The 13486-nt window shown below is 35.3% G+C and carries 11 protein-coding genes and 1 tRNA gene; 4 read left to right on the top strand and 8 right to left on the bottom strand.

The features are described from left to right. The first annotated feature begins 41 nt into the window (after positions 1–41). Together J2T03_RS10290 and J2T03_RS10285 are read left to right on the top strand one after the other, a co-directional pair. On the top strand, positions 42–1334 hold the full coding sequence (locus J2T03_RS10290) for a peroxiredoxin family protein (protein ID WP_306840299.1): 1293 nt from the start codon (positions 42–44) through the stop codon (positions 1332–1334). Between the two features lie 44 nt (positions 1335–1378). Continuing rightward, positions 1379–1452: transfer RNA gene (locus J2T03_RS10285), tRNA-Met, on the top strand. Positions 1453–1717: 265 nt separating this feature from the next. Here J2T03_RS10285 and J2T03_RS10280 read toward each other — a convergent pair. The 8 genes from J2T03_RS10280 to J2T03_RS10245 form a co-directional block, all read right to left on the bottom strand. Beyond that, a complete protein-coding gene (locus J2T03_RS10280; RefSeq protein ID WP_307211113.1) occupies positions 1718–3016 on the bottom strand; it encodes an HlyD family secretion protein in 1299 nt (432 codons plus the stop codon). Between the two features lie 44 nt (positions 3017–3060). Beyond that, positions 3061–5253: a peptidase domain-containing ABC transporter gene (locus J2T03_RS10275; protein WP_307211112.1), complete on the bottom strand. Its 2193-nt coding sequence runs from the start codon at positions 5251–5253 to the stop codon at positions 3061–3063. Positions 5254–5332: 79 nt separating this feature from the next. Continuing rightward, positions 5333–5518, bottom strand: coding sequence for a bacteriocin-like protein (locus J2T03_RS10270; RefSeq protein ID WP_306840296.1), 186 nt, complete (start codon positions 5516–5518; stop codon positions 5333–5335). 98 nt (positions 5519–5616) lie between these two features. Then, a complete protein-coding gene (locus tag J2T03_RS10265) occupies positions 5617–7125 on the bottom strand; it encodes a vitamin K epoxide reductase family protein (RefSeq protein WP_307211110.1) in 1509 nt (502 codons plus the stop codon). 956 nt (positions 7126–8081) lie between these two features. Then, on the bottom strand, positions 8082–9038 hold the full coding sequence (locus J2T03_RS10260) for a DUF3810 domain-containing protein (protein ID WP_307212329.1): 957 nt from the start codon (positions 9036–9038) through the stop codon (positions 8082–8084). 91 nt (positions 9039–9129) lie between these two features. After that, positions 9130–10575 carry an MFS transporter gene (locus J2T03_RS10255; protein ID WP_306840293.1) on the bottom strand — a complete coding sequence of 482 codons (1446 nt, stop codon included), beginning with the start codon at positions 10573–10575 and terminating at the stop codon, positions 9130–9132. A 39-nt stretch (positions 10576–10614) separates the two neighbouring features. Beyond that, on the bottom strand, positions 10615–11343 hold the full coding sequence (locus J2T03_RS10250) for a lysophospholipid acyltransferase family protein (protein ID WP_306840292.1): 729 nt from the start codon (positions 11341–11343) through the stop codon (positions 10615–10617). Positions 11344–11346: 3 nt separating this feature from the next. Continuing rightward, a complete protein-coding gene (locus J2T03_RS10245) occupies positions 11347–11805 on the bottom strand; it encodes a GtrA family protein (RefSeq protein ID WP_306840291.1) in 459 nt (152 codons plus the stop codon). A gap of 480 nt (positions 11806–12285) precedes the next feature. On the opposite strand from J2T03_RS10245, the gene J2T03_RS10240 reads away from it, so the two are divergent. Together J2T03_RS10240 and J2T03_RS10235 are read left to right on the top strand one after the other, a co-directional pair. Next, entirely contained in the window at positions 12286–12549 is a 264-nt protein-coding gene (locus J2T03_RS10240; RefSeq protein WP_306840290.1) for a hypothetical protein, read from the top strand. A gap of 75 nt (positions 12550–12624) precedes the next feature. Next, positions 12625–13476 (top strand): BadF/BadG/BcrA/BcrD ATPase family protein, encoded by an 852-nt coding sequence (locus J2T03_RS10235; protein ID WP_306840289.1) that lies wholly within the window; start codon positions 12625–12627, stop codon positions 13474–13476. Positions 13477–13486: the final 10 nt, after the last annotated feature.

Raw genomic sequence — 13486 nt, 5'->3', positions numbered from 1 at the left:
AAACTCTCTGATTAGTCAGAGAGTTTTTTTATTTTTACTTTATGAAAAAGATTTATATATTATCTGCAGTATTATCTGCATTTTCTCTGCAGGCCCAGTTTACTGTTACAGTTCAGACTCCTTCAGAATTTAAAGATCAAGATGCCATTCTATATACGCTAAACGGCTCAAAAGATATAATCGTTACCAAAGAACAGAACAAGAATAATATATGGACCTTCAAATATCCCAACCATTATATGGGAATGATGAAGGTGTATTTTCCGGCTTCAAATAATGCAGTAAATTTTATTTCGGAAAATAAAAATGTAAGTATTAAAATGGATGTTCAGAATAATAAGCTCAAAGATGTTATTTATCTTGATGAAGCTAATGATCTGATGAGTAAGCAACAGGAAAGTTCGCAGAAAAAAGAACTTATCCTTCCCGCATTGGCACAGATCAAAGAATATTATAAGGATAATACTGAGTTCGGAAAAGCATTAAAAAGTGAGATAGAAAAACTTGGTGGAATGAGTAACAGTATTGATCCAACGCAGCATCCATTTATTTCTTATTATAATACCAACTATAATAAATTTCTGTCTAACTCTACAGATCCGGCCAAAAAAATCAATCAGGACGATATTGTTAACTTCCTGGATAAATCCAATGATATGCTTGAATCCTCTTCGCTTTTAAGGCCTGTTTTGGTTTCATATCTTAATTCAGGAGGCAATACGAATGTTACTGGATCCGTAGATACGCTTTTAGAGCGTTTAAAAGTGGAAACTCCAAGGGGACAGACTGTTTTGTCGGAGCTGATTGATATTTTTGATGCATATGATATGGCAGAGTTCAAAACCAAATATCTTACGCTGGCAAAAAACCTTAAATGCACCATCACAGACAGGTTGGCAACAACTTTAAAATCCAATGCTAATGTTGAGATGGGGGCAGCATTTCCCAATATTAAATTCCAATCACCGGCCAATACATCTGCAAAATCACTGTATGATGTAAAGGCTGATAAGAAAATAATTGTTTTTTGGTCATCTACATGCTCTCATTGCGAAAGCGAGTTACCCCAGCTTCTTGCAAAATACAATGATTTAAAAGCAAAAAATATACAGATTATTGGGCTGTCTTTAGATACGGATAAAAATTCCTATACCCAGAAAATTGCTGCATTTCCTTGGATTAATGATTCTGAATTAAGAGGATGGAACAGCAGTTATGTGGATACCTATAATGTGCATGCAACTCCTACCTATTTTATTTTAGATGCTAACAATAAGATAATCAATAAACCAGACCATGTAGGTAATGTTTTGGAATATTTTAAGCTAAAATAATTTTGGTGGTAAACAAATATTTTCTATATTTGCACCACCAAAACGGCGAGGTAGCTCAGTTGGTTAGAGCGCAGGATTCATAACCCTGAGGTCACGGGTTCAATTCCCGTCTTCGCTACAATAAAAGGGAAAGTAATACACATTACTTTCCCTTTTTTATTTTGAATGAATTCACCATTATACTTTTTAAGATGAATTAAAATCTTTGTACTATAAGTTTTTAGTGATTTATTCTCCCAAATCAGTTCATATTAAGTTTTCCATTATTTAAATTTTATGTAGCTGTTAAGAGCTTAATCTGGAATAGACATAATTTATATAATGTCCTAAAAAAAGAAAACCGCAGCTATAAGCTGTGGTTTTCTTTATACTTAATAAGGTATTTAACTTTGATACCCCAATAGTTTTCTGATTTGATAGAAAAATCTTTCAATAAGCCTCAAATCTTGGGTTACAATCTCTGCATTACCTCTGAGTTCTTTATCAAATGTAAGGTTTCTATTATAACTTGTTTTTAATCCTTTAGGAAGAGTGATATCTACATAATAGTTTCCTTTATCATCAGGAATAAGCGAAATATTCTGTACCTTTCCTTCTACAATACCATATTCCTGGAAACGATAATTATCAAGTTTAATCAATACTTTTTGGCCTGTGATAACCTTGCCTGAGTTAACAGTAGGGACGGACATTCTTCCTACCAGCTTTTCTTTATTTGTAGGAAGTATGGAAAGGATGGGTTCTGCCACTTTTACGAATTGATTTTCCCCGAAAAACTGTTGAAAGCTGGCCATACCATCTGTGGAAGAGATAACAAGATAATTTTGTTCCCATTGCTTTAAAGATTTACGAAGCTGTTCAAAAAGCTGTAAAGTTTGTGAAGAGTATGTAATTTTGTCTTTTTCCGTATTAATGGCTGTACCACTTTTTGTTTTATTCAGATTGGAAATTCCCTCATCCATTTGCGAGATGGAAATATTAAGATTTTCAAGATTCTGCTGGGCCTGAAGATATTTAATTTTTTCATTTTCAAGTTCTACGGAAGCGATCACTCCCTGATTGAAAAGTTCCTGAGATCTCTGATAGCTTTTCTTTGATAATTCATATTTAGCTAATTCCAGGCTTTTCTGTTGTTTTAAAGTTGCAATTCTTCCTCTGTATTCTGAGATACTTTGGTTGGCTGCAATGTTTTCCGGTGCATAAGGCTGAAGCCTGGTGAAAAGTTCCTCGTCCTGAAAGGCCTTTGCAAAACTATTGTAATCACCCTGCAATTCGCCGAGTTTGAACCTGGATGTCTGCGCAATCGGAAAAGAGTTGAGCTCACTGGGAGCAATAGAATCCACAAGCTTTTTCAGTTCCAGAACATCTTTATAATTTGCTGTGGACTGCATCACCATTAATACATCATTTTTCTTAACTTCCTGATGATCCTTGATGAAGATCTTTTCAATTTTTGAGCTGGTTCTGGCTTCTATTTTTTCAGGCGGATTTTGTGATGTAACAATAACGGGGGCAGAAACAAATTCAGGATACTTGATGATATAGCTCATCACAAGGATAAGCAGGAGGATAATTAATATGATGCTGTTTCCCCAGCGTATCATCCAATGAGGGGGCTGGGTGAGAATGTCCTGAACACTTTCCGAACGAAGTTCAATATTGTCTAAGATGTCTTCTTTCATATTTCTAAGATAGAATTTTCCCTGTGATTTCAGAGAGAGTATTTTTAATTTCCTAATTCCAGCTGATTCTTCACCAGCCTGTAGTATTCGCCTTTTAAGGAGACCAACTCAGCATGATTGCCTTCCTCTACCACTTTACCTTTATCCAAAACTATAATTTTGTCGGCATGTTTTACTGTTGATAACCTATGGGCAATTACAATTGCTGTCTTACCTTTAAAGAACTGTTCCAGATTCTCCATGATCACTTTTTCATTATTGGCATCCAAAGCAGAGGTAGCTTCATCGAAAAAGATAAACTCCGGGGATTTATAAACGGCTCTGGCAATGAAAAGTCTTTGCTTCTGGCCACCGCTCACTCCTACACCTTCATTTCCAATCTTTGTATTATAGCTTAACGGAAGGCTTTCAATAAAATCTTTAATATTGGCAATTTCCACGGCACGTCTCAGTTTCTGTTTGTCAACATAATCTTCTCCCACCGCAATATTATTAGCGATAGTATCATTGAACACATATCCTTCCTGCATTACCACCCCGCAATGATCTCGCCAGAATCTTGGAGAGATATTTCTTAACTGAGTGTTTCCAAGTTTGATTTCGCCCGAATTAGGTTCGTAAAATTTCATCAAAAGCTTCAGAAGAGTGGTCTTTCCGCTTCCGCTGGCGCCTACAATAGCTGTGGTTTTTTGGTAGGGAATGGTAAGGCTGAGATCTTCAAATACAGGAACATCAGATCCAATGTACCTGAATGATATATTGCTGACATCAATGTCTTTCTGTGGAATCTCACCTGCATACTGTTCATTTTTGTCTTCTTCATCTTCTTTATCATGAATCTCACCTAATCTTTCCAAGGAGATCTTGGCATCCTGAGTCTGCTTGATAAAATCAATAAGCTGCAGCAAAGGACTGTTCAGCTGTCCAATAATATACTGTACCGAAAGCATCATCCCCAGGGTAAGATTACCACTCAGAACCAATTTGGCAGAAAGGAAACTTACCAGAATATCTTTCATCTGGTTGATAAAATTTCCTCCTACAGACTGCCATTGTTCCAGGGATAGAGATTTTATTCTGATTTTAAATAATTTTACCTGTAAGAATTCCCAGTCCCAACGCTTTTGCTTTTCTGCATTATGCATTTTAATTTCCTGCATACCGTTGATCAGCTCAATTACCTTACTCTGCTCCTGTGAAACCTGAGAGAATCTTTTGTAATCCAGCTCTTTTCTCTTATTAAGGAAGAAACTGATCCATCCAATATATAAAGCTGCTCCTACAAGATAAACAATAAAAAGTCTGTAATCATAGAACAACAGGACAATACTGAAGATAATCAGATTGACAAGTGAAAAGAGAGTATTCAACGAGGAGCTTGTCAAAAGTTGTTCTATTCTATGGTGATCGTTGATCCTCTGCATGATATCTCCCGTCATTCTCGTATCGAAAAAGCTTATCGGAAGCCTCATCAGCTTGATGAAGAAATCTGAAATAATCGAAATATTAATCCTTGCAGAAAGATGGAGGAGGATCCAGCTTCGGATTACCTCAATACCCATTCTTCCTAAGAACAACATAATCTGAGCAAGAAGAACAACATAAATGAAGTTAAGATCCTGGTTCTGTATCCCGACATCTACAATACTTTGGGTGAGAAACGGGAAAATAAGTGAAAGTAAACTTCCGGCTAAAAGACCTACAGCAAGCTGTATAACAAGCGACTTGTATTTAAGCAGATATTTCGAAAGGAAAGAAAAACTGGCTTTACTTTCCGCAGTGTCAAACTCTGTTTGAAAAAATGCGGGTGTTGTTTCAAGAATAAGGGCAATTCCTTCTTCTGTATTTTCGTTGGCATTTTCCCCGATCCATAATTTAATAAATTCTTCACGGGTATAGGTAATCAGTCCGTAACTCGGATCTGAAATATATACTTTATTATTTTTATCAATTTTATAGACAACAACGAAGTGGTTCTTATTCCAGTGGACAATACATGGGAACGGAACTTCTTCTGCCAAGGTATTAAAATCGATCTGGACTCCAAGGGAACGGAATCCTAAGTTTTCTGATGCATCGCTAAGCCCTAAAAGGCTGCTTCCTTCACGGGTGGTTTCAGAAAGTGTGCGGATCTGCTGCAAAGAGATACTTCTGCCGTAATATTTACTTACTATTCTAAGGCAGGTTGGTCCGCAGTCTTTAGCATCCGGCTGTTTATAAAAGGGAAATTTCTTCAAAATTTATACTCATTATAAAATGTCGCCACGTATGACGACATTTTTACTTTATTCATTGTTGTACTAATTAATCACTTGGCTAATAATAGCACCACTTATTGCATGCATCGATACAGATGAACATTTCCTGATCAGCTGCTGAGCACTGCCCCTGCGTTTTAAAAACACAGTAGCTGGCAGAGGATTGAATACGGGCACATTCCTCTGTGATACCTCCTCTAAGTATTCTCAAGTTTTCTCTTGAAAGTTTCTTTAGATTTTTCATAGTGTTATTAAGTTTTGTTTTTCTTACTCTTTAAAGCTTTTCAGAATCCGCTTTTATTTTTTCCTAAGATAGTGAATTTTTCAATTCCGGAGGATTTCTTATTGAAAGTCCTCGTCCTCCATTAATTCATCAACGAAAAACCAAATATCTTCACGGTCATATTTATCCGGAAACTGGTGCCCGTTAAGAATGAAAATAGGAGTAAAGTTCAGCCCGTTGCTGTTATTATCTTTAGTCATTTCAATAAATGGTGTCAGATCCTCCGTTGCAGAAGATCCGGACAAAGAAACGATTTTGTTTTCGTCCTTTGTTTCGAACCATTCTTCAACAGCTTTTAAAAATTCTTTCTGAGGTTTATTATGGTAAATATGTTTAAAAGATGAAAGTAATTTGGTGTATTTTTCATCAGCTCTTTCCGGAGAATAGTTGAAGCGAATCTGTACAGAAATGTCATCCGGGTATTTTTCAAGAAGTCCTTCCATGATCTTATGGCCATCTTTACAGAAGCCACAGTAGGGATTGGATACAATGGAAAGACGAAGTTTAGAGTCTTTATTTCCTAATACGAAAGTCTCAGTATCCTGGAATTCTATTTTTTCATTTTCTAAAAGCTGGCTTTTGAAAAGTTCATAGTTTCTTTTAAATCTAAGATTTTTAGCATTTGATTTCTGAAGACTTTCTTTTTGGGAAAGAATGTTGCTGAAATATAAAACAGCAGAGAAAACAAGAATCCACAGAACAACTGTTAATAAAAGGGCTCCTACACTCAATGGTATACTCTGGAAAAACAGAATGCTAAGGACTAATTGCCCGACAAGAATTGAAATAATAAGAAGGCAGACCCTGCAGAAAGCCTTTTCCACAAAAGCCTGGATGTATAATGAATAGGCAATGGCCAGTACAGAAACAAGTGTAAACCCTTTCACAATGTAAGCTGTTGCAGGTAAGAAAAGTCCCAATACAGCAAGTCCTGTAAAATAAATCAGGGAAAAATCAGAGAATTTTAAACCGAAAATACTTGTTTTATCCTGCTTAATGATCTTGTCACATGAGTTTGTAGCCTCTTTGGCAGAAGTATCTCCACAAATACTTCCGATTACTGTAGAAGTATTTCCAAATTTCTGGTTGAAAATCTCCAGCGAAATATAGACACCTGCGAGAGAAAGAACATTAAAAATAGCCTCGAATATTGTTTGGGTAAAAAAAGAGTAGCCCAGAATGATAGCAAAAACAGCATACAAAAGAGGTTTAAAATCAAACGCCGCCTTACTTTCTGCATTTTCAGTTTTTTCAAAAAGCAGGACGAAATCTGTTGATTTCTTATGAAGTTCTTCTTTATTAAGCGTTTTGGCTTTTTCAGAATAAACCGAATAACTAGCCCCTGATTTCTTTACCAAAGAAAAGGAGTTATCTACGATCGCGATAAACTCTTCCGGCAGCTCGTCCCAATATTCCTTATCAAGCTCATAAGCATCATTTTTTACGCCCATAAAGTTAAGTGTATCGCTAAAAGCCAATGCAGAAGGATAGTTTGGATGGGAATTAAACTGGAAAGAAAACTCCTGTTTATCAAGTTTTAGATAGTTAATTAGCTTGTCGAAAATCATAGTAATATTTTTAACTAAAATACGTAGATGTTTTAAAAAAACAAGTTTTTTTTCTTTTGTTAGTGATATACCATTGTTAAATACTTGATTTTGTGTAATTATTGTTATATTTTTTCTTTTATTTAAGGATAATTGAAAGAGATTTCGTAATTCAATCTAAGAATATTACAGCCACAGAGTCTTTCTTGGTATTTTGGTAAGCTTCTGAAAATTGGGAATAGTTTCTTCCCACACTAATCTATGATCTTCATTTTCGCATATTCAGATTTTACTTCTTTATTAGAGCATGATGAAATCCATAAGAGATTTACGAAGCTGCTTGATGTTTTATGATTTAAAGTCATCTTGTAATTTTGGCTTTGCAAAATACCAAAACTCAAAACAGGCAGAAAAAAAATCATTGATTAAAGTAAAATATTTTAACCTGAAGAAAGAAGAGGAAGAATAAATATTTTGATTAATTTTTAAACGGATTGCTATGAAATGGTAATTTTTATGGTATAAATTTTAAAGTAATAAAAATTACGGGATTCTTACGGTGAAGAATATTTTTTAGGGCTAGAATTACATGCCTTTTTTATTTGTTTTTGATCTGCTATTTGAAAATAACTCTAATTTTTTGATATTGAAAATTCGGGAATAATCCAATATTTTATTCTCAAACAATTGTTTAAATTAATGGATTTTTATTAGGCTAATTATTCTTTTTATATCAATTGCCTGCCTAAATGTAAGTTTTGTTAAAGTTCTAATTTTCAATGTTAAACTCAAAAAAACTTAAAAAATCATAAAGTTTTCTTAAAGTTTTAAAAAACAATATAAATGTTTTTGTATTTATAAAATATGTTGTACTTTTACATCGCCTTGAATGAGGGAACAAGTCAAGGTAATAAATTTTTTTTCATCATTTGTGTTTTTAGAATCGTATCGCCTGATACGATTCTTTTTTTTGTTTACTACTTTTCGTAGTTCAAAAGGAGATCGATAAAGTAAGAATAAGTAACCGCACCTTCCTGCTGGTTGCTTTTCAAGAACAGGTTATTCGTAAACCCAAAGAAATCATCCAACCAGCCCTGATGCCTGAAAATAAAACTTCTTTCATACCTCCGGTCTCTTTTCATGGCTGGGGAATATTGATTAAGGACTGATTTTACAAATTCAGGATCTTCTTCAACAATAAATCTTAAAAGACTTTTTAACGTAAAATATTCAGTGCTGTATCTCAGATCAGTATTTTCAGAATTTATCCCAATCAGATATCCTATAAAATTGGCTTCCTGCTCTCTGGCAAAACCAAGCTGGTGAGAACTTTCATGCGCAGATGTGAACGGGATAGATGTGTGGGGAAGCTCTGCATTATACTGGGCCTCTGCCGTAAAAGGATTGTAATAACCCAGTATGCCGGTGAAATTCATTACGCTTTTAAAAAGACTGGGCTTAAAAGCATTAATCTTTGGAACACTTTTATCTGAAATATATTTCGGTAGCTGTGTCTGCTGATGTAAAATTTCTGTTTGAATGGAGGTGAGATCTGTAATAATGAATACTCCGTTTTTATCTTCCTGCACAGATTGGCGGGTAGCTTTGCATTTTTCCAGATAGTATAAGGCCAATGTCTTTGCTTTGCTGATTTCAGGCTCTTTCTGACTGGAAAGTTTCTTGATAACAGGAGTCTGAAAATACAGCATTCCCCAAAAGATCTGGTAGATGAAATAAAAGATATTAATCATGGCCAGAAGCTTCAAAATAGACCTGTTTCTGCTTTTCTTTTTAAAACACAAAATAAAACAGTACAAAAAGAAAACTCCCCCAATAATATAGATAAGATCCCCGAGAGAAAAGGGAATCCAGCTAAAAAGTATTTGATGTGCCTTTTTCTGAAATTCAAAAAAACGTTCAAAGAAATAGATCATTGTTCCGGACTTTGAGAAGCCATAGAACAAAAGAAATTGGGCAAGTAAAACACCTGCCCAAAATCTCTTTTTATATATTATTTTTGTTGTATTAGTGACCACTGCCTTTAGAGATTTTATCCAGATCAATACCCTGGGATTTTAAGATCCCCGTTACCCGGATTGCATAGAATGCAAGATAAGCAAAACATGCAACACCTACGATATAGCTGAACTGGATATCGGTTTTATCTGCAATATATCCCTGAATAAAGCTTACAATACCGCCACCCATGATCATCATGATCAGGTAGCCGGAACCTTGGTTGGTGTGCTTTCCAAGGCCATTGATCGCAAGAGCAAAAATACAAGGCCATAGGGTAGAGCAGAATAATCCTACACTGGTAAAAGCATATACGGACACCATTCCTGTTGTAAACATCCCTATCAGTAAGGCGGCTATACCTGCTACAGAGAAGATCAAAAGCATTCTTGCCGGATTTCCTTTGCTTATAATGTCACAGATGATCATTACAATGATAACAGCACCATACACGTAAAATGGAGAAAGGTCATGCTTTGCAATTGCATTCACTAATAAGAATACACCAAATGCAAGATAAGGGGCAAGGAATCTTAGGATCTTTTTGAAGCCGGCGCTCAGGTCAAATGCCTCTACAGCACCTGTCCAACGTCCAATCATTAATGAAGCCCAGTATAATGAAATATAGGGTGCTACATCTTTGGTTTCGAAACCTAAACTTTTTTCCATATAGGCAGGAAGATTACTTGCTGTAGAAACTTCTACTCCTACATATACAAAGATTGCGATCATACCCATCACCAGCTGAGGGTATTGGAAGGCTGATGTTTTGTGATCTCCCGGAATAACATCGTCAGTATCCTCTATAATGGTAGGAGTGATTGCCGGAAGAGAGGAGAATTTAAGCATGATTGCCACCAGCACGAATGCAACTCCCAGCAGAAGATAAGGAATTTTTACACTTTCAATACTTGCTTCCGTGTTGGCCGCAGAAGCTGCACCAAAAATAGCAAATGATACAATAAGCGGTCCGATGGTTGTTCCCAGGTTATTAATTCCTCCTGCCATTGTCAGTCTCTGTGATCCTGTTTCGGTGGGGCCCACTTCAATAGCGAGAGGATTGGCAACAATCTGCTGTAATGAGAAACCTAATCCCACAATGAACAGACCGGAGATCATTAACGGAAACGATGCCAGATTAGCGGCCGGATAAAATAGTAAAGTTCCTGAGGCAGAAATAAGAAGCCCCAAGATCAGGCCATTTTTGTAACCTATTTTATTAATAAGATCCTGTTTCAAACCTTTTGAAACAGCCATATAAATTAAAGAACCCACGGTGTAAGCCACATAAAAGCAGATCTGTACGAGCATACTTTCAGTTTGGGTCAATTTAAAGGCTTTTTGGAAAACTGGTATGAGAATGTCATTACTTGCTGCAACAAATCCCCAGAAAAAAAACACAGTAACCAAGGGAATAAACTGTCCCCAATTGGTTTGTTTAGAATAATTTGACATGTTTGTTAAAAATTTCGCAAACAAATATAACTATTTCTTTTAAATAGAATGTTCCAGCAATGTTTTTTTTATCTCATTATAAGCTTCTGCTTTCAGATCTCTCGGAGAATCTGATGGTTCCATGATTCCGTTGAAATATATTTTTACCTTTCCCGGATAGCCTTTTGCGCTGTCGAAAGGGAAAATTTCCTTCAATCCTACAAAAGTATACACTGCAATGGGGGAGTGATGTTTGGAAGATAAAGTGAATGCTCCATCTTTAAATTCATCAAGAATAATAGAAGTATCGTCCGGAACACCGCCTTCCGGGAATATGGCAATGCTGTTTCCTTCTTCCATCTTTTCTGCACATCTTCTGTATACATCTGCACGGCTTCTTGGGCTGCCTCTGTCAACCATCACGCATATCCTTTTATATATGGTACCGAAGATCGGGATCTTTACCAGTTCTTTTTTGCCCACAAAACAGATTGGATGATGAGGCATCAGGATGCAGGTAAGCATAATGTCCATAATGGATGTATGGTTCGAAATAAAAACGTACTGTTTACTTTTGTCTTTTTTCTGATCAGAAAGATTGGTAAGATCATATCTCAAACCCATGCCGTAGAACATTCCGAAACACCAGATACGGATGAATTTGTAAGCATATTTGTAATGCTTTTTATTAAAGGATAGAATATAGACAGGGATTCCCAATGTGACTGTTAAAACAAACGCCAGTAGCAGCAGCCAGAATCTCCATAGATAATTTAAAATTTTTGTCACTGCTTAACCGTTAAAAATTACTTTCTTTTTCACCGAATAATTAAGAATAGAAACCAGGAGGATCGCTGCAATCTTACTGATCATTTCAGGACTTAAGGTATAAAAAATTAAATTGATATTATCCTTAAATATAAAGCTGTAAAAGATCTGGAAAAAGCCTAAGCTCAATAAAGTTGAAATGAAGGAGACGCCCATAAAGTATGCAAACTCTTTTCTTTTAGAATGCTTTCCCCTTTCAAAGACAAACCAGATACTTAGGAAATAGTTGCTGATGATCCCACAGCTTGTAGAGAAAATATTACTTAAAGGATAATGAATGCCATGAAAATTGGTTTCTCTGGCGAAAACATGCGGAAGGTAAGTGCTGAATGCTTTGAAGCTTCCAATCTCTACAATGGCACTGAGCCCCCCAGCAATAATGAAGAACAAAACCTGTTTCTGGCGTATTAGTAAGTCTCTCATTCAATAGATATGAGGTGCAAATTTATAACTATATGTCAATAATGTAAGAATAAAAGATTATTTTAAAATAAAATAATTATTTAATTAATTGAATTTCAATGACATGTGTGGTTTTCTAGACAATGTTGTACTAGATAATTGTAAAAACTAAATTTCCGGCTTTCATTAGTTGTAATTATTAATAATGAATGGGAAAATTATTTTTTAATGTAAAAACAATAACAACATTGATAGCTAAAGGAATTTGAAAGTTTGAGCCGGATAATATTGTGATAAGCATATGTTAAACAATGAAAAAAGTTGTTAAATTATTTTTTTGAACCAAAATAATTTCTAAATTTAGTATTCAGAATGATGCAATTATAACCTGATAATAAATTCATTTTCAACTCCTTGTGTTGATGGTTTTTTCTATCTTGTAATGTGTGCTATAACACATACTACCATAATTTTTACGACCCAAATTATAATAATATTTGTATGAAAAGTCAAAACAAATACAGAAAATTCCAGCTTCAGCAAAAAAATATTGAAGCTCTTGAGAGAGAAAATTCCCGCTTCAAAAGAGTGTATTCAGAATATGAAAATATGGCAGACGAATTGTGGAACCTTGAAAACTCTACCAATGAACCCGTGCCTGATGATTTCATTAATGCCATCATGCTTCAGAGTTCCTATCTGGAAGATGAAATTGAAGATTGGCTCATCAAGTTCAATAACCAAAAAGCTGATATAAAACATTAGAAGCTTCCAGTCTGTTTTTAAACGCTATTTGAAGATAAATTCATAATTTAGCATCCTTAAACTAAAATGTAAAATATGGTTGCTATTGTTGATAGTGGGTCTACCAAGTCAGATTGGGTCATACTGGATGATTTCAAAAAAGTGTTTTTAAAAACAGAAACCATCGGCTTTAATCCCAATTTTATCAATAGAGAACTTATTGTTCCTGAAATAGAAAAGAACAGCAGCCTTATATTAGTAAAAAATTCCATAACGAAAATTTTCTTCTATGGCTCAGGTTGCGGTGTGAAAAAAAACTGCGAAACTATTGAAGAAGAGCTTAAAAAGATATTCACCAAAGCCGAAATCGTTGTAAAAGAAGATCTTATGGCTGCAGCTTATGCCGCATACAGCGGAAAGCCGGCTGTGGTATGTATTTTAGGTACAGGGTCAAATTCCTGCTATTTCGATGGTCAAAATCTTAAAATAGAACTCCCTTCACTGGGTTTTCTTATGGGAGACGAAGGAAGCGGAAGTGCTATCGGAAAACAGCTTGTACGCAGATACTTTATGAAAAAACTGCCTGCAGATCTTCATACAGAATTCGAGCAGAATTACGGACTGAAGATAGAAGATGCTCTGAAAAATATGTATCACAGCCCGAGACCTAATGCCTGGCTGGCAGATTTCAACAAATTTGTAATCGATAGAAAGGATCATCCTTACTTTAAAAATATGGTGTACGAAGAAATGAAAAATTTCTTTGAATACCAGGTAATTCCATACCAGGAATCAAAAGAAGCCGAGATCAATTTCATCGGCTCTATTGCTTATTATTACGAAACTATTCTCCGCTCTGTTGCGGCAGAACTTCATTTAAATGTGGGGCACGTTGTCCAGAAACCTATCGAAAGTTTAGTAGACTACCATATTAAGTATATACTTTAATAAAAAACAA

The organism is Chryseobacterium lathyri, from assembly GCF_030812195.1.
Classification (GTDB): domain Bacteria; phylum Bacteroidota; class Bacteroidia; order Flavobacteriales; family Weeksellaceae; genus Chryseobacterium; species Chryseobacterium lathyri_A.
The sequence above is the reverse complement of the archived record's forward strand: the minus strand, read 5'-3'. Positions and strand labels throughout refer to the sequence as shown.